Below are 23185 nucleotides of genomic sequence, written 5' to 3'. Positions count from 1 at the left end.
ACCCGCTACCACCTGCTGGGCGGACCTGCAACTGTCAGACCTGACAGTTGTGCCGGTGACGCTGGAAGCTTTTAATCGAACCTCGTCCGATCATTAATCTTCAGAGTTTTTACGCTTTTCTATCGTGCGATGAGCTGACGACCTGCTTTTTCTGCAATTGCACGAGGTCGAAAAAATGACTAGTCAAAAAACCTACGGCGGGATGCTCGATACCGATTTCGGCGACAGCGGGATTGTGACGATAGTCAACGGAAATCCGGACTACGGAACTATCCATATCAAACAACTGCTGGCAAAGGATTCCTGGATCTATTTCGGCGGGCATTCCTCCAAAGGAAATTCCAGCTACTTCACCCTGGGCCGTCTGGATCTAAATGGCGATCCTGATCTTGATTATGGCGAGAACGGTTTATTCCAACACCCGCTTCCCGAGTTTGCCGGCCTTTCCTCGTTTGCTTTGCAAGATGGCAGGATTATCGTTCACGCCACATCTACATCGTCTATTTCTACCAATTTTTCTTATTTTTACCGATTGGAAGAAAATGGATCACTGGATAAAAGGTTTGGCGAAGATGGCCAAGTCTGTCTGGAACTCGGTTCGCTTTCCTCGCAACCAATTGAAGTTCTGGAAAGCTCTGCCGCTGACCAGACGGGTATGGTGATCTTGCGTGACGGCAAGATTCTCACTATTCATTACTATGGATGGATCATACGCCTGACGCCAGAGGGAGCTCCGGACAAAACATTCTCCCCTACAGGCTTTATCCATATCAAAAACCCTCATAATCCAACGAGTCTGTTGCAGAGCTTGCTGGTTGACGATAAGCAAGAGAAATATGTGGTTGGAGGCTTGACGCTCGCTGCATCAACTCACCATGCCATGCTTGCCTGTTTGCACAAGAATGGCGAGCCCGATAATTCGTTTGGCAAGTTGCAAAACGGTTTTGTGGTGTTCGATGTGCGGGATTCAACTTTCGAACAACTTGTCCGACAGAACAATGGACGGATTCTCGGCGTTGGTAAAGCGGGCGCATTTCCAGATATTAAAGCGTTGCTGATCAGCTCCGAGCCCAATGGTGAACCGAACATTCAATTCCATCAGGGTCGACCGTTGCTGACGGCCCTGGCCAAGGAAACACAGTGGGAGGCCGGCGCATTTCAAGAGGACGGCCGGTCTGTCGTCGTGGGGTCGACAGGCACTTTCATGCCCATGACTCACCAGCTTGTCGTAGCCCGCTTTAACGGCAACGGGACACTGGATGCCGACTTTGCCAATGGAGAGGGTTACGTCAAACAAACTCTACCAACCGATGGAAAAGGAAGGTATATCGCGAGAATTGCCTTGCAACCCGTTGATGGAAAAATCCTCGTGAGTGCCATTCCCTTAGTCCCCAACAACGAGAATCCTGGAAATCCAGTGATCTTGCGGTACTTGCCTGACTGAAGGGCGATGCCCTGAGTAATTCCGGTAAACATTGTTGCTCCTCATCTCAAGGAAATGGCCATGACTTCCCAACAGTCGAGTTCCTCACTTATGTCCGGCAAGCTTGATCCTGAATTTGGTAAAGACGGATTCAAGTATCTGACTTCACCGCTTCCTGACTATCCGAAATACCATTCAACCGTGGTCGCGGTCGGGCCTGATGACATGATTTACGTCGCTGGCGAGGCGTACGGCGACCATGGCGCGTTCTACACGGTCACCCGTCTTGATCAGCGTGGCGCTATCGACGAGAGCTTCGGCAACAACGGGTTTTTCTATAGCCAAACTATTGGCACTCATCGAGCCGACCTTCTCGCTGAGCAAATTGCTTTCTCAGAAGGAAAAATCCTGGTGAGCGGAGAAATGGGTTACTACAACGAAGGTCCGAGATACGACAAAACCATCATCCGTCTTAATTTGAACGGCACCATTGATGAGACATTTGGCGAAAAAGGAGCGTTCATTTTCTATACCCCTGACGTCAGTGAGGACTCATCAAACAAAGACGCTTACAATGAAAAACGTCAGAAAATCGCCGACTCGAGATTACTCAAACATACCCAATCGAATACAACTACACCTTCCACTTCCAATTCAATAATGCTTGCCGATGGACGTCTTTTGTTACTCCATGAGTCTGGCTCTTTCTTCAAAGGCTGCAGCTTTATAATCCGAGTCACCCAAGATGGAAAACTTGACACAACATTTAATAAAACCGGCTTTATCAAAGTCGCTCATGACAAGTTTAATTTTACTGTGCTTAGAAGTCTCACGATCACCAGTACAGGCGACTACATTAGTGCCGGCGTCGTCAGGCACGAGTACGGGGGCATCCCTGAAGCCATTATTCTGGTAAAACACGATAAAGAGGGGCAACTGATCACTGACTTTCAAACGGACGGATTCAAGTTAATAAAACCCAGCAATACAACCAGCTACTTCACTCTTTCAAGCACGACAAATCAAACCAACAATCGCATCCTCTGTCTGGGTGCGAAAGTTGAAAGAGGCTCGACCAGCCATGAGGGTTTATTAATCAGCCTCGAAGAAAATGGCCACACCAATATTCAATTCAACGGCGGAGAACCCGTTTTTTTCCGGATCAATTCAAAAGACACTTACTTCTCCAAAGCGGACTTTCTTTCTAGTGGAAAGTTTCTGGTTACAGGAATTACAAAAAAAGGCAGCCTGAACCATTATGCGGTTACTCGCTTTTTAGCCAACGGCGCTCACGATAAAGAATATGGCAATGGGGGCTGGTTTGAATACAGAGAAACAATAGTTCCTGCCTACGACAGTACAGTTATTTCTCATGAAAAAATCATAATGTCGTCATTCCCCGATGATGGTGATTTAGGCAGACGTCCTATTGCACGCGGATTAATGTCTTGACTCATCAAAGCCCTGGCATGTGAATGCCGGGGCTTTTTGCATTCTGATCCTGAAGATGTGTTGGCTGATCCAATGCTATCGCGAGCAGGCTCACTCCTACATTTGAAATGCGTTCCCCTGTAGGAGTGAGCCTGCTCGCGATGAGGACGGTACAGCCACCCGAAGATCTCAATGGCGTTTGATAAACCCGGTCAACGCCGCCAATGCCTCCGGCGAGCGCAAGCGTTGGGTGAACAACACGCCCTCCTCTTCGATCACTTTACGGATCAACTCGCGCTCCGGCGCTTTGAGCAATTGCTTGCTGATGCGCACCGCCTCTGCGGGCAGCTCATCGAAGCGCAAGGCCATTTCCCGCGCCTTGCTCAATGCCGCTTCGCCGCTGCCCAATGCCTCGGTGGCAATGCCCCACTGCGCCGCCTGTTCACCGCTGAAACCCTCGCCGAGCAGCAACAGCTCTGCCGCTTTGGCATGCCCGAGCAACCGCGGCAGGATCAGGCTGGAGCCGAACTCCGGGCACAGCCCCAGATTGACGAACGGCATACGCAGCCGTGCATCGCGGCTGACATAAACCAGATCGCAATGCAGCAACAACGTGGTGCCAATCCCCACGGCTGCCCCAGCCACAGCGGCGATCACCGGTTTGCGGCATTCGAGCAGGTTGAGCATGAAGTGGAACACCGGGCTGTCGAGGTCGCTCGGCGGTTGCTGGATGAAGTCGGCGATGTCGTTGCCGGCGGTGAAGCACTCGGCGCTGCCGGTGATCAGCACGGCGTTGATTTCAGGGTCATTGTCGGCCTGCCTCAAGGCCTCGGCGAGGCGACTGTACATCGCGCGGGTCAGGGCGTTTTTCTTGTCCGGGCGGTTGAGGCGCAGGGTGAGCAAACCGCGTTCGCGTTCCAGCAGGATGGCTTCGGTCATCAGCGTTACTCAACATTAAAAAGGCTGACAGAGTTCTTTTGTGGTGAGGCAAAACTTCTGTGGTGAGGCCTTGCCCCAGGAATCTTCGAACCTATGAAAGTCAGCGCTCAACCGCGGGCCAGAAACACATCCGCCAGCAGTTGATTGCGCGGCAGTCCGGCCAGGTACAGACGTTTGGCAAAGGCGTCGACACTGGCGCTTGAGCCGCAGACTAAGGCCAGGGTCTGCCGGGAAACAAGGCGCAGTTGCGCCAAAGCGGCGGCTGAGTCGGCCGCCGTCCACAGCTCGACGCTAAGGTTTTCGCGCTGTGCGGCAAGCGCCGCCAGTGGTTTGGCCAGATAGTGCTCGCGCTCGTCATGGGCCAGGTGAATGACACGGATGGCGCCTTGGTGATCCTGACGCAAGGCTTCGCGCAGCACGCCGAACAATGGCCCCAGCCCGGTGCCGGCCGCCAGCAACCACAAGGGTCGGGTGTGCCAGTCCGGGTCGTAATGCAGCGCGCCGCCGCGCAGTTCACCGAGGCGGATCGGATCGCCGATCTGCAGGCGCCGCGCCGCATCGCTGAATTCGCCGGGCTGGCGACAGTCGAGGTGAAATTCGAGAAAGCGCTCTTCCTGCGGCAGGCTCGCCAGCGAATAGGGCCTGGCGATGTGGTTGATCCACAGCACCAGATGCTGCCCGGCGGCATAGCGCAGCGGACGTTGCGGGGTCAGGCGCAAGCGCAGGACGTTGTCGCTGAGCCAGTCCAGCGCCTCGACCACCGCCGGGCGCCCGTCGCTGATCGGGTCGAAGGTGTGCACCTGCAAGTCTTCCGTGACCTGACACTGACAGGCCAGCCGCCAGCCCTCCTGACGCTGTTCGGCGCTCAGGGCATCCGGGCGGCTGTCGGCGGGCAAGCCGTTCACGCACTGCACCAGGCAGGCATGGCAACTGCCGGCGCGGCAGCTGTAAGGCACCGCGACGCCGTTCTGGTTAAGGGCGTCGAGCAGATTGCTGCCCGCCGCCACCGACCATTGCCGGTCACCGACCCGAAGTTCAGGCATCTACGTTCTCCCACGCCGCCGCACAGCGATTGCGCCCGTCGCGCTTGGCCCGGTACAGCGCCTGATCGGCGCGCTGCAAGGCGTCGTCCAGATCATCGCCCAGTTCCAGCAGAGTCATACCCGCCGACAGGCTGAGGTTGCGCACGTTCAGGCCCACCAGTTCAACGTCGGTAAAAGCAATGCGCAGGCGTTCACAACAGGCCGTCAGGCGTTCGGCATCGCAGTCGGGCAGCAACACCACGAACTCCTCGCCACCGTAACGCGCCAGCACGTCGCCGTCACGCAGGCAGGCACCCGCCACGCCGGCGAACGCCTGCAACACTTGGTCGCCGGCGGCATGGCCGTGCAGATCGTTGATGCGCTTGAAGTGATCGAGGTCGATCAGCGCCAGACCATGCACCACGCCCGGCTCCATCTCATCCAGTTCACGTGAGGCCAGGCGCAGAAAATGCCGACGATTGAACAGTCCGGTCAGCTCGTCGGTGGCCACCAGGTCTTCGAGCTGGCGCATCATCCCGCGCAGGGTGTCTTGGTGCGCCTGCAAGGCAAACCGGCGCTGGCGCATGCGTTGCCGTGAAACCTGAACGAAGCGTGCGTAAATCACCAGCCACGCCAGCACCATCGCCAGAATGCACACCTGCAACGCCGCCAGCGCCGGATCCGGCAGACGGAAGTGATAGCCATCCCAAAGGGTGATTGCACAAAAACTGAAGAACACCAGCAGCGCACAGCGAATGAACGCGCGCCGGGATAAATGGAACAGACCGAACAGCAGGATCAGCACGTAGAACACCAGAAACGCGCCGCGTGCTTCATCCAGGTGAGCGATCAGCCAGGTCTGCCAGCCGAGCCCGAGCAACACTTGCGCTTCGGTCATGCTGGGGTCGGAAAAACGCAGGTTGCGCCCGGACCAGAACAGCGCAAACAGCGTGGCCTGGCAGATGACCACCAACGCGCTGCCGATGGCCACGCTGTTCAACGATTGCGGGTAATGCCCGGTAAAAAACGCCAGCCACAGCAGCAGCAAAGCCAATCCGTAAGTGGCGGCCGCAAGGGCAAAGCGCTTGAGCAAAAGGCGTTGAATGGCGTTATGGGTCAATCGTTGACTCACCGTGCGATAGGAGGCTGACCGAGTGTCCTACTCTACAGACCGGATGCCACTTTAGAGGGGCGGTCGATAAATGACCACCGATTTTCGGGCTCGAAAATTGACGTCAAAAGTGTGGCCTCAAAAGCCCCTCACCCTAGCCCTCTCCCCGAGGGAGAGGGAACTGACCGCATTGTTTATTTGAGATACGCCGACCTGATACATCATGCCGAACTCAGGTTTTGAATTCGCCACAAATCGGCTCCCTTCCCCCCTCTCCCCCTTGGGGGAGAGGGCTGGGGTGAGGGGGTGGGTATTGAAGTGCAAACCCGATGTTCGATATTCGCCCAACCATGCGACCAACGAATGACTACCGACGCGTGTATGCCCCGAAGAGGCGCGGTATACTGCCGCGCCTTTTTAGCGTCGCGCCAGCAGCCCCGGCGTGCCTTGAAAGGTGCTTGCAACCGACCGATGCACCCAAGCTGCAAGCACCTTATTGAATGTTCCCGTCTTTTAGAGGAGCGCGACTCATGACCGTGATCAAGCAAGATGACCTGATTCAGAGCGTTGCCGACGCCCTGCAATTCATTTCCTACTACCACCCCGTGGACTTCATCCAGGCGATGCACGAAGCCTACCTGCGCGAAGAATCGCCAGCGGCCCGTGATTCGATCGCGCAGATCCTGATCAACTCGCGCATGTGCGCCACCGGCCACCGGCCGATCTGCCAGGACACCGGCATCGTCACCGTGTTCGTGCGTGTGGGCATGGACGTACGTTGGGATGGCGCGACCATGAGCCTGGACGACATGATCAACGAAGGCGTGCGCCGCGCCTACAACCTGCCGGAAAACGTCCTGCGTGCCTCGATCCTCGCCGACCCGGCGGGCGCTCGCAAAAACACCAAGGACAACACCCCGGCGGTCATCCACTACTCCATCGTCCCGGGCAACACCGTGGAAGTGGACGTGGCAGCCAAGGGCGGCGGTTCCGAGAACAAGTCGAAAATGGCCATGCTCAACCCGTCCGACTCGATCGTTGACTGGGTGCTCAAGACCGTTCCGACCATGGGTGCCGGCTGGTGCCCACCGGGCATGCTGGGCATCGGTATCGGCGGCACCGCCGAGAAAGCCGCAGTGATGGCCAAGGAAGTGTTGATGGAGTCCATCGACATTCACGAACTGAAAGCCCGAGGCCCGCAGAACCGCATCGAAGAGATCCGTCTGGAGCTGTTCGAGAAGGTCAACCAATTGGGCATCGGCGCTCAGGGCCTCGGTGGCCTGACCACCGTGCTCGACGTGAAGATCATGGACTACCCGACCCACGCCGCCTCCCTGCCGGTGTGCATGATCCCGAACTGCGCCGCCACCCGTCACGCGCACTTCGTGCTCGACGGTTCCGGCCCGGCCTCGCTGGAAGCGCCATCGCTGGACGCCTACCCGGAAATCGTCTGGGAAGCCGGCCCGTCGGCCCGTCGCGTCAACCTCGACACCCTGACCCCGGAAGAAGTGCAGAGCTGGAAGCCGGGCGAAACCGTCCTGCTCAACGGCAAGATGCTCACCGGTCGCGACGCGGCGCACAAGCGCATGGTCGAGATGCTGAACAAGGGTGAAACCCTGCCGGTGGATCTGAAAGGTCGCTTCATCTACTACGTCGGCCCGGTTGATCCGGTCGGTGACGAAGTGGTTGGCCCGGCAGGTCCGACTACCGCGACGCGGATGGACAAGTTCACCCGGCAGATCCTCGAACAGACCGGTCTGCTGGGCATGATCGGCAAGTCCGAGCGTGGCCCGACCGCGATCGAAGCGATCAAGGACAACAAGGCCGTGTACCTGATGGCCGTGGGCGGCGCCGCTTACCTGGTGGCCCAGGCGATCAAGAAATCCAAGGTGCTGGCCTTCGCCGAGCTGGGCATGGAAGCGATCTACGAGTTCGAGGTCAAGGACATGCCGGTCACCGTCGCGGTGGACAGCAACGGTGAGTCGGTGCACATCACCGGCCCGGCGATCTGGCAACAGAAGATCGCCGAAAGCCTGGCGGTAGAAGTGCAGTAAGCGCTTCGCAGCCGTGAAAAAGGCCGACCCGTCATACGACGGGCCGGCCTTTTTTGTGCGCGCATGCCCGTGCGGCCGCCCTGCACATTAATGGCTATTTGGCACCTGTCAGATCTGACAGGTTACGACGTCCCCGCTTGCTGCTAGCGTCTATCCAACCACGCGCCTCGCGTGTGCAATGGATCCGACCATGGCCGATCAAGAGCTGAGCATCATCACCCCGTCCATCGCCAGCAGCGCATCGATCACCACGATCGGCAAAAGCTGGGGCGCGGTCGGCGCGACCGGCGCCGCTTCATTTGAACTGCCGCTGCCCCTGTCCGTCGGACGTGGCTGGGACCCGCAACTCTCCCTGACTTACAACAGCCAGGCCGGCAACGGGCCATTCGGCGTCGGCTGGAGCCTGGGTATTGGTCAGATCAGCCGTCGCACCCAAAAAGGCGTACCGCGGTATACCGATCTCGATGAAATCATCGGTGACGACGGTGAAGAGTGGTTGCCTGAACTCAACGACGATGGCACACCGAAGTCGCGCCTGGAAAAATCCTATAACGGGATTGAAGTCGGCTATCACAACGTGGTCCGTTACTGGCCGAGGGTCGAGGGTGACTTTGCCCTCCGCGAGCGCTGGCAACGGGCAACGAAAACGGCAGCCGAGCCACCCTTCTGGCTGATCCACGGGGCTGACGGCTCATTGCAGGTATACGGCAAGACCAGCGCCTCGCGCCGGGCCGATCCGGACGATGCGCTGCGGGTCAGCCATTGGCTGCTGTGCGAAAGCATGAACCCGCGCGGCGAGCACATCTGCTTCGACTACCTGACCGATGATCAGGATCCCGACCCGATCCACGACTACCGCGCCCAGCGCTACCTGCGCGCGGTGTTCTACGGCAACGTCAGCGCCAGCCAGCACTTGTACAGCTGGACCGTGGAAGATCCGGCCGAACTGGATTGGCACTTTCATCTGCTGTTTGACTACGGCGAGCGCACCCGCGATCTGACGCAGGCCCCCGTGTACGGTGGCGACAGCCTGCAACTGTGGGGGAAACGCCAGGATCCCTTTTCCAGCTATGGCCAGGGTTTCGAGCTGGGCACGCGGCGTCTGTGCCGGCAAATCCTGATGTTCCACCACTTCTCGCGGCCCGCCGGAGACTATCCGCTGCTGGTGCGGCGGCTGTTGCTGGAGTATCCGCCGGACGCCGGCCCCTGGACTTACAACCGGATCACCGCCGCTCACTATCAGGCCTTCGATGCAAGCGGCGCAGTGGAAACGACCCCGCCGGTGGAGTTCGATTACTCGCCCTTCGAGATCAACAAAACCGCTGCACGGCTGTTCGCCGAAGAAAACATGCCGGGCATTGAGGATGGACAGTTTTACCAGTGCGTGGATCTGTACGGTGAAGGCGTGCCGGGGTTCCTCTGCCGCTACGATCAGTGCTGGTATTACCGCGAACCGTTGCGCGCCCCATCAGGGCCGGACGCCATTACCTATGGCGCCTGGTCGGCGCTGGAGCAGATCCCGGTGGCGAATCGCAACAGCGCCGCCCGGCAGATATTGCTCGATCTGACCGGCGACGGGCGGCTGGACTGGATCGTCGCCCAACCGGGCATCAGCGGTTATCGCACGTTGAACGCCGACCGCAGTTGGGCGCCGTTCCTGCCGTTTACCGGGATGCCACTGGAGTTTTTCAACACCCTTTCGCAACTGGGCGACCTGGTGGGCGATGGCCTCAACTCATTGGCGATGATCGGCCCACGAGCCGTGCGCCTGTATGCCAACCGCCGGGAAAACGGTTTTTCCAGCGCCGAAGAAGTGCCTCGTGAAGACCATGAGGACAGTTTGCCGCTGTTCAGCAACTCACCCACCGAGCTGGTGTTTCTGGGCAACATGCTCGGCAGCGACATGAGCGAGCTGTGCCGGATCCGCCACAACGAAATCAAATGCTGGCCCAATCTGGGACATGGCAAATTCGGCACAGGTCGGGTGATCAGTGCACTGCCCTTCCAGTATGCCGAGTTCAACGTCGAGCAAATCAGGATCGCCGACATCGACGGCTCCGGTGCACCGGCCCTGTTTTACCTGAAAACCTCCGGCTTCGAGATCTACCTCAATCGCGGCGGCAATGGTCTGGAACAGACACCCGTCTTCGTACCGTGGCCGGAGGGCGTGAGCTACGATCGCCTGTGCCATGTCAGTTTTGCCGACCTGCAAGGCCTGGGTTGTGCCAGCCTGATCCTGACCGTGCCGCACATGACCCCGCAGCATTGGCGTTACGATTTCATCGCAGCCAAGCCCTATCTGATGACGGCCACCAACAACAATATGGGCTGCGCCACGCAGGTGGTGTATCGCAGCTCCGCTCAGGAATGGCTGGACGAAAAACAGCAGTGGCTGATCGAACATCCCGCCGAGACACCGGTCTGCCATTTGCCGTTCGCGGTGCAAGTGGTCAGCCGGCAACGGCAGCTGGATGAAATCACCGGCAATTGCCTGACGCAGGCGTGCCTCTATCGCGAAGGGTTCTACGACAGCATCGAGCGCGAATTCAGTGGCTTCGGCCATCTGCAACAGACTGACAGCGAAAGCGCCAGCGGCGATGACGACGTCGGCTTCACGGCACCGGTGCGGGTCTTGACCTGGTTCCTCACCGGGCAAGCCATGGACCGGCCAAGACACGGCTACTTCGATGCCGATGCCGAGGCGCACGCCTTGCAGCCAACGGTCTTCAGCCGCTATCACCCCAACGATGAATGCGATGAACCGGTGACACCGGCGGACGAAACGACACGCTATAGAATCGCTCGGGCGCTGGCCGGCGCCGTGGCCCGCAGCGAAACCTGGGCCGCCAGCGACGACCCGGCCAGCACACGGCTGCTCGCGGCTGAGGAGCGCCGTTATCTGGTGCGTGACGTGCAGCCCGCGGGCCGACACGAACCGGCCAGCGTGCTGCTGCCACTGCCGCTGGAAACCATCAGTTATCAGTACGACGGTTACATTGATGACCCGTTGTGCCGTCATGAAGTGTTGCTCAACAGCAGCCAGTTCGGCCACGCCACGCACAGCCTGACCGTCAGCTACGCGCGACGTCGCACCGCCGCCGATGCCCCGCCCTTCGACGACCCCGATGAACAACAGTGGTGGCGCGATGCGCATGACCCGGCGCAGCAGTTTTTTTATCTCAACGAAACCCGCGCGCGCGCGATCGATCTGCACGAGAAGTTGCAAGAGTGGCGTCTGGGCCTGCCCTTTGAGCAACGCAGCAATGCGCTGATACTGCCCAAAGGCAAGCACCCCGAGGGCCTCACCCCGCGGGAGGTGTCATGGGAATTACTCAAGGCGCATCAAGACTCGCCGCAATGGAACGCGCTCAGGGTGCTGACCGGGCAAACCGTGCAACGCTATCTCAAGACCGAGGGCGGCAGCCTGTTGCCCGACGGTGAAGCCGACTTCGAAGCGCTGGCCGGGCCGATGGAACTGGCACAGCTTGACCAGACCGCCCTCGACGCCTACGCCAGTCTGCCGCCGCCGTTCGATATCCGGGTCGAGTTGCAGAACATCGGTTACACCGAAATGCCGCGCTTGTTCGAAAAACCGGCTGCAACCAAGGCCTCACAGAACCTTTGGTCCGCGAGGTTCAACTACGCGAAGTACGCCGACGCCGACGATTTCTTCCGGGTCTTTGAATACCGCGAAACCCTGAGCCACGGCTGGACCAAGGCGCAGTACGACGAATACCACCTGCTGATCAAAAGCGTCGAACTGCCCGATGGCTGCGTCACCCGCTGCGAATACGACTACCACGCCCTGGCGCCAGTGCGCATCATCGACGCCAACGAGAATATTCAGGAAGCGCTCTACGAGCCTTCCGGCCAACCGTTGGCCAGCAGTTTCCACGGCACCGAAAACGCGGTCGCCGCCGGCTTCCGCCCGCTCAGCGAATACGTTCGCCCCCTGGACCTGACGCCAGATTCAGCCATCGCCGACCCGGCGGCGGCGGTACAACAAGCCGCGAGTACCTTGCGCAAGGATTTGTTCAGCTGGATGGGACGGCTGCCGTCCGTGGTCAACGCCACGCCGGATCTGCTGGCGCAGTGGCAGGCCAGCGGCGATGTGTTGCCGAGCCTGCACATTCGCGCCAGCGCGCGTCGCCGGCTGGCGCAACTGAAGGCGCCGACGCCGGCAGAACTGGCGCTGCGCAAACTCATGACCAGGGTTGCACGCCAACCGGTGCACAGCGCGGTATTCAACGCCGACCGCTACCCCGATGATCCGGTGCCGGCATTGGTGCAGATCATCATCAGCTACGTGGACGGCTTTGGCCGGCCGCTGCAAACCCTGCAACGGGTAGAGCCCGGAATCGCCTATGCAGTGGCCGAAGATGGGTCGCTGATCGTCGATCGCGGACAGCTGCGCGAGGAACACACCGATTCGCGCTGGCGGGTCAGCGCACGGGTCGAGTACAACAACAAAGGGTTGGCGGTGCGGCAGTTCCGGCCGTTTTTTGCCGACAGCCATGGCTATGTCAACGATCAATCCCTGCGCCAGCACGGCTACTTCGACCAGCTGTTCTATGACCCGCTCGGCCGTGCGATCAAGCTGATCAACGCCAAGGGCTATGTTTCCCGCGAGCATTACCATCCGTGGTACCTGGCCAAAGAGGACTTCAACGACACTGACGAGTCTGCCCTGCTGCAACCGCCGACATCAGCACAGACGTTGCAGTGATGAGCGCCAATCTGCATCGACGCACACCGTCGCTGATCGCGATCGACGGTCGCAGCTTGCCCGTACGCCAGATTGCCTACCTGCGCGCCCATGCCGATGAGCGCGCCGAGGCCCAGTTCACACGCCAGCAGTACGACGCCGCCGGCCGCTTGGTGGCGCGATTCGACCCGCGCCTGAGTGAACCCGGTGTCGCCAGCCTGTACGACCTCAGCGGCCAGCCATTGAAGATCAGCAGCGTCGATGGCGGCTGGCGCCTGAGCCTGCCCGGGCTGGCCGGACAAGCCTTGCAGCGCTGGGATGCGCGCGGCGTGCACTGGCGCAACCGCTACGACGAGCAACTGCGCAACGTCGAGATCAGCAACAGCGCCGAACCGCACAGCGAGACCTTCACCTATGCCGACGCCCGCGCCTCGGCCGATCACAACCAGCGCGGTCGGTTGCTGGAGCAACTCGATGCATCCGGCAGTCTGAGCCTGAACAGCTACAGCCTGGCCGGTGAGACGCTGCGCGAAAGCCGCCGCTTTGCCGACGCCCGGGTGTTTGTCACGCAACGCCGTTTCAGTCCACTGGGCGCGGTGCTGGAACAGACCGACGCCGGCGGCCACCGCCAGCAATCGCGCTACGACCTTGCCGGCCAGCTGCGGCATCTGCAACTGCTGCTGGCCGGGCACAGTGACTGGCAAACGGTGTTGCTCGACGCCCGCTTCAATGCCGCCGGACAAATCATCGCTCAGCAGGCCGGCAACGGCGTCGACAGCTATTGGTGCTATGAACCCGGCACCGACCGCCTGCTGCGGCAATGGGCGCAGAAAGGTGCGGAATCACCGCTGCAAGACTTCACCTATGAATACGATCCGGTCGGCAACCCGACACGCATCCTCGATCACGTTTTCAGCCCCAGTCATTTCGCCAATCAGCGGGTCGACGGCGAACGAGCATTCAGCTACGACTCGCTGTATCGACTGATCAGCGCCAGCGGCTACGACGACGCCGCCCCCAGCGACCCCCCCGGCCGGCCACAGCCGAGCGATCCCAATGATCGGCGCAATTACCTGCAGACCTACCGCTACGATCAGGGCGGCAACCTGACGGAACTGTGCCACGTGCGTGACGGCGCCTGCTACACCCGGCAAATGCGTATCGACGCGGCCAGCAACCGTGGCGTGCGCTGGAACGAAGGTGATCCCGAACCGGATTTCGACCGGTTGTTCGATCGCCATGGCAACCTCACGACTCTGCAACCGGGACAGGCGCTGCAGTGGAATGCCCGCGATCAACTGGCGGCAGTGACCCTGATCAAACGCGAAAACGCTCTTGATGACGCCGAGTTTTATCACTACAGCCAGGGCGTGCGCGTCTACAAACGCCATGAAACCTACGCCGGTTCCAGTCAGCACTTTCACGAGGTGTGTTATCTGCCCGGGCTGGAAATCCGCAGCAAGGACAACGGCGAGGAGCTGCACGTGATCGACCTCGCCACGGGCTCGGGCCACGTCAGTTGCCTGCATTGGCTGAGCGGCAAACCGCCCGGCATTGCCGACGACCAGTTGCGCTACACCCTCGACGATCACTTGGGGTCATGCGTGATGGAACTGGACCGGCAGGCACGCCTGATCAGTCACGAAGGTTATTACCCGTTTGGCGCCACCGCGTGGATGAGCGCGAGCTCGGCCGTGGAGGTCGAGTACAAGACCTTGCGTTATTCGGGCAAGGAAATGGATGTCAGTGGCCTGTACTACTACGGCGCACGCTATTACGCGCCGTGGCTGCAGCGTTGGATCAGCGCTGATCCGGGGGGCGACATTGACGGCCTGAATCTGTACGCGTTCGTCGGCAACAACCCGATCGGCTATTTCGATGACGGCGGCTACAACCGCTCGCCCCAGCAACTCAAGCGCCTGATCAGCGGGAACGCGAAGCAACTGTCCGCCATCGACAGCGGGATGCAGACGCTACAGGGTCAACTCATCGACCTGCAACACCCCGGGCAATGGCGCCGGACGCTGGCAAAAAACACGCTCTATCAAATCGGCAGCGCCGCCACTGGCTGGTTCACTTCGTTCAACGCCGCCACGTTTGCCGCCGAAGCACTGCCGCAGCTATCCGGTGATCTGATCGGGCTGACGCTGGGCAACCAGGTGGCCGACAAAGGCGTCGCGACGTTCGATACGCTGGTAGACAAAATGGCGTTGAATACCCCGATTGTCCCGCAAACCTCCACCTTCAACCGGGATGCCGTTCAGGCTGTCGGGCAGCCTGCGCCATTGCTTCCGCCCCGTGACAAATATGACGTACGCAGCCGCGAAGGCCTGCAGCAACTGGCGGTAGACAGCATCAGCAAAATTGCCGGCGCCTACGTGCCCGGGGTTGGCGAAGCCATGGCCATGGGCAGCATCGCCCAGCAGGCCCAGGAAGCGGAGGAAGGTCTGTCATCGATGAAACTGGGGAAAATCCAAGACACCCTGGATGAGCTCGATACGCTGGTTTCGCAACTGTCGGCTGCGAACAACGCAGCCTTCGCCGAACTGGGTATCAGCGAATTTTACGATGAGCGCCACCACACGCGTGACTACCTGTTCGATCTGGCCCTCAACCGTGTCGGTACGACAAAAGCCAGAACCGTACGTCAGGCAGACCTCACACGCCAGACAGGCCGCGCCCGAGAAAGTATCGCAATCGCCCGCGAGTTCCTGAGCATGTATCGGGAAAAAGTCCCCGCCATCCGTGAACGCTACCGTGCCGGTTCCGGGAGTAGGCCATGACCCTGACACCAGCGGGCGACCCTTGATCATGAACCGCAACATTCACTGGCGCACCCCACAGCTGACAGTCACTGATGGACGTGGCCTGACGGTGCGTCAGGTCGATTATCTGCGGGCGGATGACAGCCAGCCGCAGCAAACCCTGATCAGTCGGCAACGGCATGACGCGGCCGGACGGCTGATCGAACAGTGGGACCCACGCCTGTTCGACACAGCCACAACCGCCGGTCTGAGCACCGTGTACGGCTTGAGCGGTATGGCGCTGAAAGTCGACAGCGTGGATGCCGGCTGGCGCATCAGCCTGCCCGGTCTGGCGAATGAGCTGCGGCAACGCCACGATCAACGCGGCAACCGGTGGCGTTACGATTACGACCCGATGCTGCGGTTGATTGCCGTTGCCGAAAATGCGCAAGCCGATGTCGAGCGCTACACCTATGCCGACCACAACGCGGCCCCCGAACATAACTTGCGGGGTGAACTGAGTGAGCGCTCGGACCCCGGCGCCACGGTGCTCATCGACAGCTACAGTCTGGGCGGCCAGGCACTCAGCGAAGCCTGCACCTTGGCCGGCGAGCCCACCACGTTCATCACCCGAATGGCGTTCGACGCGCACGGCAACGTCTTGCAGCTCACCGATGCCGGCGGTCATCGACAATGCTCACGCTACGACGTCGCCGGACAGTTGCATCAGGCGTCGCTATGGATTGCCGGAGCGAACGCCGCGCGAACGGTGCTCGACGCAGCCACGTACAACGCTTCCGGTCAACCACTCGAACAACTGGCCGGCAATGGCGTTCGCAGCCGCCGCGTCTACGATCCCGTCGACGGCCGCCTGCTGCACCTGCTGGCAGGTAAAGACCAGGAAAAACCGCTGCAGGATCTGCATTACACCTACGACCCGGTCGGCAATATCTTACGCATCGAAGACCACACCCTGGGCACGGTGTATTTCGCCAATCAGCGCGTCGATGGCAATCGCCACTTCGTCTACGACTCGTTGTATCGGCTGATCGAAAGTCGCGGCTTCGAAGGCCAGATCCCGCAACAGTCGCCAGGCTTGCCGCAACTGATCGAGCCCATCGACCCCGGACGGCGCTTCAACTACACCGAGCATTATCATTACGATGCGGGCAACAACCTCGTCGAGCTTGTCCACATGCGCGAAGGCCACAACTTCTGCCATGAGATGAAGATCGACCCGAACAGCAATCGGGGGCTGCGCTGGAAAACCACTGACCCCGACCCGGTGTTCAGCGATCACTTCGACCACCATGGCAACCAGTTGAAACTGCAGCCCGGCGCCCTGCCTCTGGAGTGGAACAGTTACGATCAACTGGCCCGTGCCACCCTGCTGCAACACGCCAATGGCTTGCCCGACGACGAAGAAATCTACCGCTACAGCCAGGGTGAGCGCGTGTACAAATGCGCGCTGAGCCACACGCCGTCGATCACCCATCGCCGCGAGGTACGTTACCTGCCGGGCCTGGAAATCCACACCCGCAGCGATGGTCAGCAGCTGCATGTCATCGCCCTGCCGGGGGCGCGTTGCCTGCACTGGCTCAGCGGTCGACCGGCAGCCATCGAGGACGATCAGATGCGTTACAGCCTCGACGACCACCTCGGCTCCTGCGCGCTGGAACTGGATCGCCATGCGGGCGTCATCAGTCTGGAGCACTATTACGCGTTTGGCGGCACAGCCTGGTGGGCTGCCCGTTCGGCGCTGGAAGCGAGCTATAAAACGCTGCGCTATTCGGGCCGGGAAATGGACGGTAGTGGCCTCTACTACTATGGCGCCCGCTACTATGCACCCTGGTTGCAACGCTGGATCAGCGCCGATCCGGCGGGAGATATCGACGGGCTGAATCTCTATGCCTTTGTCGCCAACAACCCGGTCGGTTACATCGACACCGATGGCCAGGGGCTGGATGATTTCCTGGCTATCGAAACCCCCGATCAGCGCGATCAGAGGAAAGCGCAGAGCGCCGAGAGAAGGCAGCGCACCCGGGGCATGGAGAACCTGTCACGCCTGGTCATTCGCCACCAGAACATTCTTGCCCTGTCATCGCGCCGTGCTCGGGATGCCCAGCAACAAGTGCTCAATCAGCGCTCGACCGGGCAATTTGCCGGTTCCGTCGCGCTCCGTACCGGTGTGTATGTGGCAGGACACCTTGTCGCATACGGCGGCGGCATTCTGGTCGGCATTGGCAGTCAGGCGCTGGGCGCCATCGCTCCGGGCGCGGGGAATGTGGTGGGGGTCGCGATGGGCATTGGCGCGAAAAAAGTCATCAGTGGACTATGGGATTACGCCGCAGAGCGCACGGGCGTCGGCGCCTCGATCAAATTCAAGGCCAGCCGCATCTCCAGGGCGAAGATTGTCGAGAAAGCCGAATACAAAACCATGGCCCCGATCGATTACATGCAGCAAAAATACGCAAAAATGATCCCCGATACGCAGAAGGGCGTGCTCAAGGGTTCCAAGGAAGTCGCTTCCACCCTGATCGGCGCCGGTGCCAAGAAAATGGTGCCGGAAGCCGCCTCCGAAATCAGCGCCACGGCGAGTGCAGCGTTGGGGGCCATTGAAATAGCCAACGAAATCATCGGTGCCAGCCATGACCTCACGGCTGAAAAGGTTGCCAGGGGCATCGCCCACGTGAGCGGGCTGATCGACTATTTATCCGCCAACATGCTCGCCATCGAAAACGCCTTTGAGGCCACGGGCGTCAGCGCCATAAACACTGTCGGACTGATTGGCACAAACGCAGGCGACACACCGCAAAGTCTGTGGCAAGCCACGGCGGCCGTGATCAACGAACTGGATTACACGCGAACGATGCTGCGTTCAAAATCGCATCAATTCAGCACGGTCTGATCCACTGACGCGTGAAGCGAGAAGGATCCGCAGCCCCATGCTATCGTGCCCGCCCGTCCCCTTATCCATTAGCCCAGCATGCTGCCGACTTCCCGTATCCTGCGTCTGTCGTTGTACACCCTGCTGATCATTGCCGGTGCGGCCATTGCCGCGACCCTTGCCATCCGCCACGCCGAACGTCAGGCGCTGGAAGAGGACGCCGCCCGCGCCAGCCAGCAGTTAACGCTGTACGCCAATGCGCTGCACACCCTGATTGACCGCTATCGCGCCCTGCCCGCCGTGCTCGCGCTGGATCCGCAATTGCGTGGGGCGCTCGGCGGGCCGGTGAGTGCCGAGCAACAGGACGCGCTGAATCTGAAACTGGAGAAGATCAACGGCGCGGCGCAGTCATCGACCCTCGAACTGCTCGATCACACCGGCCTCGCGGTGGCCGCCAGCAACTGGCGCCTGCCCAGCAGCTACGTCGGCCACAACTACGGTTTTCGCCCGTACTTCAGCCAGACCCGCACTCAGGGCAGCGGGCGGTTTTACGCGGTGGGCGTGACCAGCGGCATCCCCGGGTACTTCCTGTCCAGCGCGGTGCTGGGCGACAACAATGAGTTCCTCGGCGCGATGGTGGTCAAGCTGGAGTTCCCGGAACTGGAGCGCGAGTGGAGCCAGGGCAGCGACACGCTGCTGGTCAGCGATGCGCGCGGGATCATCTTCATCGCCAACCAGCCCGGCTGGCGCTATCGCTCGCTGCGGCCGCTGGACAGCCGCGACATGGCTGAGATCAAGCGCACCCGGCAGTACGACAAACAATCGCTGCTGCCGTTGACGCATCTGTCCCTGCGCCACTTCGACGACAACAGCGACCTGCGGCGGGTCGAAGGCCCGGACGGAACGGCGGACTACCTGTGGGAATCGCTGCCGCTGACCACCGAAGGCTGGACCCTGCACTTGCTGCGCCGCCCGCAAGTGGCCTTCGAAGATTTGCGCAATGCCGGGCTGGCCGCTGCGGGTGTGTGGCTGGCGCTGGTATTTCTGCTGCTGTTCCTCAACCAGCGCTGGCGCCTGTCGAAAGTCCGTCAGCGCAACCGCGAGGAACTCGAACAGCTGGTCGAGGAACGCACCCGCGATCTGCGCACCGCACAGGATGGGCTGGTGCAATCGGCCAAGCTTGCCGCGCTGGGGCAGATGTCCGCCGCACTCGCCCACGAAATCAATCAACCGCTGACCGCGCAACGCATGCAACTGGCGACGCTACGCTTGCTGCTCGAGCACGGCCGCGTCGATGATGCGTACAAGGCGCTCAAACCAGTGGACGACATGCTCACGCGCATGGCGTCGCTCACCGGCCACCTGAAAACCTTCGCCCGCAAGAGCCCCAGCGGCCTGCGCGAACGGCTGGATCTGGCAACCGTGGTTGATCAATCGCTGCAACTGCTCGACGCCCGCCTGCGTGACGAACAGGTCAGTCTGGTGCTGCACCTGACGCGTCCGGCCTGGGTGCGGGGGGATGCGATCCGCCTCGAGCAGGTGCTGATCAACCTGCTGCGCAATGCCCTCGATGCGATGCAGGGCAAACCGTGCAAGCGCCTGGAAATCCGCCTGGAGGCCGACGAACAACTGTGGCGCCTGAGCGTGATCGACAACGGCGGCGGGATTGCCGAACAGCACTTGAACCAGGTGTTCGACCCGTTTTTCACCACCAAACCGGTGGGTGACGGCCTGGGCCTGGGGCTGGCGGTATCCTTTGCCATCGTGCATGAATCCGGCGGGCGGCTGAGTGCCGAAAATGGCGAGTCCGGCGCCATATTCACCTTGACCCTGCCGATCGATCTGGAGGCACACATCTGATGCTCAACTCAGTGATGGTGGTCGATGACGAGAGCAGCATTCGCAGCGCCGTCGAGCAATGGCTGAGCCTGTCGGGGTTCGCGGTGCAGCTGTTCAGCCGCGCCGAAGATTGCCTCGCCGCGCTACCGGCGCACTTTCCCGGGGTGATCCTCAGCGATGTGCGCATGCCCGGACTCAGTGGTCTGCAGTTGCTGGCCGAAGTGCAGAAACGTGATGCCGATCTGCCGGTGATTCTGCTGACCGGTCACGGCGATGTGCCGATGGCGGTCGAAGCCATGCGTGACGGCGCCTACGACTTCCTCGAAAAACCGTTCAGCCCGGAAACCCTGCTCGGCAGCCTGCGCCGGGCGCTCGACAAGCGTCGGCTGGTCCTGGAGAACCGTGCCCTGCACGAGCAGGCCGACCACCGCGCCAGACTCGATGCAACGCTGCTCGGCGTGTCCCGGGGCATGCAGACCTTGCGCCGGCAAGTGCTGGATCTGGCAGCGTTGCCGGTCAACGTGTTGATCCGTGGCGAAACCGGCAGCGGCAAGGAATTGATCGCGCGTTGCCTGCATGATTTCGGCCCGCGCGCCGACAAGCCCTTCGTGGCGCTGAACTGCGCGGCGATCCCCGAGCAGTTGTTCGAAGCGGAATTGTTTGGCCATGAAAGCGGCGCGTTCACCGGGGCCTCCGGCAAGCGCATCGGCAAGCTGGAATACGCCGACGGCGGCACGCTGTTTCTCGATGAGATCGAAAGCATGCCGCTGGCCCAGCAAGTGAAACTGCTGCGGGTGTTGCAGGAGCAGAAGCTGGAACGCCTGGGCTCGAACCAGAGCATTCGCGTCGATCTGCGGATCGTCGCCGCGACCAAGCCTGATCTGCTGGATGAGGCCCGCGCCGGACGTTTTCGCGAAGACCTGGCGTATCGCCTGAACGTCGCCGAACTGCGCCTGCCGCCGCTGCGCGATCGGCGTGAAGACATTCCGCTGCTGTTCGAATCGTTCGCCTTCAGCGCTGCCCAACGTCTGGGCCGCACTTTCCCGCCGTTGAGCGGGGCGCAATTGAGTCACCTGCTCAGCCACGACTGGCCAGGCAACGTGCGGGAACTGGCGAACGTCGCCGAGCGGCAGGTGCTGGGCCTCGATGAACCGGTGCAAGGCATCGACCCCGGCCAGTCACTGGCCGCGCAGCAGGAAGCGTTTGAAGCGCAATGCCTGCGTGCCGCGCTGACCCGGCACAAGGGTGATGTGAAAGCAGTGCTGGAGGAGTTGCAACTGCCGCGCCGGACCTTCAATGAAAAGCTGCAGCGGCATGGGTTGAGCCGGGAGATGTTTGTTCCGGGCAGCTGAATTTTGCAGTGTTTGATCGGGCCTCTTCGCGGGCAAGCCCGCTCCCACAGGGTTTTGTGCTGAACACAGAATGTGTGAACACCACCGACCACTGTGGGAGCGGGCTTGCCCGCGAAGAGGCCGGCACAGGCAACATTGATCCATCAGCCTGAATGAGCAATTTTCCGCTCACCACAATCCAGCCATAAGCGGATTTCCGCTCATAAAGTCTTGCCACCCCCTCTAAACCGCCCCTCTCCCCGTTGGCACAGCTCCTGCTATAGCCCCGGCAGGCTGCGTTTTTACGCGCTCCACAAAAACAATTAAACGAAGGATCCTTCAATGGATAACTCCAACGCCCTGCCCCTTGGGTCGGCTGCCGCGCCCGTCAAACAAAGAACCACCGCCAGCCGGATCAAATCGATCTTCAGCGGCTCGGTCGGCAACATGGTCGAGTGGTACGACTGGTACGTCTACGCCGCCTTCTCGCTGTACTTCGCCAAGACCTTCTTCCCCGCCGGTTCCACCACCGCGCAACTGATGAACACCGCCGCGATCTTCGCCGTGGGCTTCCTGATGCGTCCGATCGGTGGCTGGCTGATGGGCCTGTACGCCGACAAGGTCGGTCGCAAGAAAGCCTTGATGGCTTCGGTCTACCTGATGTGCTTCGGCTCCTTGCTGATCGCCCTCAGCCCGAACTACGAAACCATCGGCATCGGCGCGCCGATCCTGCTGGTCTTCGCCCGACTGCTGCAAGGCTTGTCGGTCGGCGGCGAATACGGCACCTCGGCCACCTACCTCTCGGAGATGGCGACCAAGGAACGTCGCGGTTTCTTCTCCAGCTTCCAGTACGTGACCCTGATCTCCGGCCAGCTCATCGCGCTGGGCGTGCTGATCGTGCTGCAGAACATGCTGACCACCGAACAGCTGTATGCGTGGGGCTGGCGTATTCCGTTCGCCATCGGCGCACTGTGCGCGATCGTTGCGCTGTACCTGCGTCGCGGCATGGAAGAAACCGAGTCGTTCACCAAGAAAGAGAAGTCCAAGGAAAGCGCGATGCGCACCTTGATGCGTCACCCGAAAGAACTGCTGACCGTGGTCGGCCTGACCATGGGCGGTACGCTGGCGTTCTACACCTACACCACCTACATGCAGAAATACCTGGTGAACACCGTCGGCATGAGCATCTCCGACTCGACCACCATTTCCGCCGCCACGCTGTTCCTGTTCATGTGCCTGCAACCGATCATCGGTGGCCTGTCGGACAAGATCGGTCGTCGTCCGATCCTGATCGCCTTCGGCGTGCTCGGTACAATCTTCACCGTGCCAATCCTGATGACCCTGCACACCATCCAGACCTGGTGGGGCGCGTTCTTCCTGATCATGGCGGCACTGATCATCGTCAGCGGCTACACCTCGATCAACGCCGTGGTGAAAGCCGAACTGTTCCCGACCGAAATCCGCGCGCTGGGCGTCGGCCTGCCGTATGCACTGACCGTGTCGATCTTCGGCGGTACCGCTGAATACATCGCGCTGTGGTTCAAGAGCATCGGCATGGAGACCGGTTACTACTGGTACGTGACCGCTTGTATCGCGGTGTCGCTGCTGGTGTACATCACCATGAAAGACACGCAGAAACACTCGCGGATCGTGACTGACTGATCGGGTTTTCACAGCCACTGCAACGGTGGCTGTAGGG

Annotated in this window: 12 protein-coding genes; 9 read left to right on the top strand and 3 right to left on the bottom strand. The window is 60.6% G+C overall.

Features of this window, described 5'->3' with window-relative positions:
- Nucleotides 1-175 precede the first annotated feature (175 nt).
- Both NTD85_RS08150 and NTD85_RS08145 read left to right on the top strand, forming a co-directional pair.
- Nucleotides 176-1444 (top strand): hypothetical protein, encoded by a 1269-nt coding sequence (locus tag NTD85_RS08150; protein WP_262141918.1) that lies wholly within the window; start codon nt 176-178, stop codon nt 1442-1444.
- Between the two features lie 60 nt (nt 1445-1504).
- Nucleotides 1505-2875, top strand: a complete 1371-nt coding sequence (locus NTD85_RS08145; RefSeq protein ID WP_262141917.1) for a delta-60 repeat domain-containing protein — start codon at nt 1505-1507, stop codon at nt 2873-2875.
- 168 nt (nt 2876-3043) lie between these two features.
- On the opposite strand, the gene NTD85_RS08140 is transcribed toward NTD85_RS08145, so the two are convergent.
- The 3 genes from NTD85_RS08140 to NTD85_RS08130 form a co-directional block, all read right to left on the bottom strand.
- Entirely contained in the window at nt 3044-3793 is a 750-nt protein-coding gene (locus NTD85_RS08140; protein ID WP_262141916.1) for an enoyl-CoA hydratase-related protein, read from the bottom strand.
- Nucleotides 3794-3900: 107 nt separating this feature from the next.
- Nucleotides 3901-4836, bottom strand: coding sequence for an iron-sulfur-binding ferredoxin reductase (locus tag NTD85_RS08135; RefSeq protein WP_262141915.1), 936 nt, complete (start codon nt 4834-4836; stop codon nt 3901-3903).
- On the bottom strand, nt 4829-5935 hold the full coding sequence (locus NTD85_RS08130) for a GGDEF domain-containing protein (protein WP_003227615.1): 1107 nt from the start codon (nt 5933-5935) through the stop codon (nt 4829-4831). The genes NTD85_RS08135 and NTD85_RS08130 overlap by 8 nt, the downstream gene beginning before the upstream one ends.
- A gap of 521 nt (nt 5936-6456) precedes the next feature.
- On the opposite strand from NTD85_RS08130, the gene NTD85_RS08125 reads away from it, so the two are divergent.
- The 7 genes from NTD85_RS08125 (at nt 6457) to NTD85_RS08095 (ending at nt 23148) form a co-directional block, all read left to right on the top strand.
- Complete coding sequence (locus tag NTD85_RS08125) at nt 6457-7980, top strand: fumarate hydratase (protein WP_027612504.1); 1524 nt, start codon at nt 6457-6459, stop codon at nt 7978-7980.
- A 190-nt stretch (nt 7981-8170) separates the two neighbouring features.
- Nucleotides 8171-12706: a SpvB/TcaC N-terminal domain-containing protein gene (locus NTD85_RS08120; protein ID WP_262141914.1), complete on the top strand. Its 4536-nt coding sequence runs from the start codon at nt 8171-8173 to the stop codon at nt 12704-12706.
- On the top strand, nt 12706-15468 hold the full coding sequence (locus tag NTD85_RS08115; RefSeq protein WP_262141913.1) for an RHS repeat-associated core domain-containing protein: 2763 nt from the start codon (nt 12706-12708) through the stop codon (nt 15466-15468). The genes NTD85_RS08120 and NTD85_RS08115 overlap by 1 nt, the downstream gene beginning before the upstream one ends.
- 28 nt (nt 15469-15496) lie before the next feature.
- Nucleotides 15497-18337 (top strand): RHS repeat-associated core domain-containing protein, encoded by a 2841-nt coding sequence (locus NTD85_RS08110; protein WP_262141912.1) that lies wholly within the window; start codon nt 15497-15499, stop codon nt 18335-18337.
- 78 nt (nt 18338-18415) lie between these two features.
- A complete protein-coding gene (locus NTD85_RS08105; protein WP_103486344.1) occupies nt 18416-20176 on the top strand; it encodes an ATP-binding protein in 1761 nt (586 codons plus the stop codon).
- Nucleotides 20176-21507, top strand: a complete 1332-nt coding sequence (locus NTD85_RS08100) for a sigma-54-dependent transcriptional regulator (protein ID WP_139054299.1) — start codon at nt 20176-20178, stop codon at nt 21505-21507. Before NTD85_RS08105 ends, NTD85_RS08100 begins: the two co-directional genes overlap by 1 nt.
- Nucleotides 21508-21828: 321 nt before the next feature.
- Complete coding sequence (locus NTD85_RS08095; RefSeq protein ID WP_201136723.1) at nt 21829-23148, top strand: MFS transporter; 1320 nt, start codon at nt 21829-21831, stop codon at nt 23146-23148.
- Nucleotides 23149-23185: the final 37 nt, after the last annotated feature.

Origin of the sequence: Pseudomonas sp. 13B_3.2_Bac1 (assembly GCF_025466205.1) — a bacterium.
Lineage (GTDB): Bacteria > Pseudomonadota > Gammaproteobacteria > Pseudomonadales > Pseudomonadaceae > Aquipseudomonas > Aquipseudomonas fluorescens_H.
This window is presented reverse-complemented; position numbering and strand designations above follow the sequence as displayed.

What these genes read in the sequence shown, in the direction of transcription:
- NTD85_RS08135 (WP_262141915.1), bottom strand. Translation starts at nt 4,836, where the DNA reads ATGCCTGAACTTCGGGTCGGTGACCGGCAATGGTCGGTGGCGGCGGGC.
- NTD85_RS08100 (WP_139054299.1), top strand. Translation starts at nt 20,176, where the DNA reads ATGCTCAACTCAGTGATGGTGGTCGATGACGAGAGCAGCATTCGCAGC.
- NTD85_RS08105 (WP_103486344.1), top strand. Translation starts at nt 18,416, where the DNA reads ATGCTGCCGACTTCCCGTATCCTGCGTCTGTCGTTGTACACCCTGCTG.
- NTD85_RS08095 (WP_201136723.1), top strand. Translation starts at nt 21,829, where the DNA reads ATGGATAACTCCAACGCCCTGCCCCTTGGGTCGGCTGCCGCGCCCGTC.
- NTD85_RS08115 (WP_262141913.1), top strand. Translation starts at nt 12,706, where the DNA reads ATGAGCGCCAATCTGCATCGACGCACACCGTCGCTGATCGCGATCGAC.
- NTD85_RS08125 (WP_027612504.1), top strand. Translation starts at nt 6,457, where the DNA reads ATGACCGTGATCAAGCAAGATGACCTGATTCAGAGCGTTGCCGACGCC.
- NTD85_RS08145 (WP_262141917.1), top strand. Translation starts at nt 1,505, where the DNA reads ATGACTTCCCAACAGTCGAGTTCCTCACTTATGTCCGGCAAGCTTGAT.
- NTD85_RS08120 (WP_262141914.1), top strand. Translation starts at nt 8,171, where the DNA reads ATGGCCGATCAAGAGCTGAGCATCATCACCCCGTCCATCGCCAGCAGC.
- NTD85_RS08110 (WP_262141912.1), top strand. Translation starts at nt 15,497, where the DNA reads ATGAACCGCAACATTCACTGGCGCACCCCACAGCTGACAGTCACTGAT.
- NTD85_RS08150 (WP_262141918.1), top strand. Translation starts at nt 176, where the DNA reads ATGACTAGTCAAAAAACCTACGGCGGGATGCTCGATACCGATTTCGGC.
- NTD85_RS08140 (WP_262141916.1), bottom strand. Translation starts at nt 3,793, where the DNA reads ATGACCGAAGCCATCCTGCTGGAACGCGAACGCGGTTTGCTCACCCTG.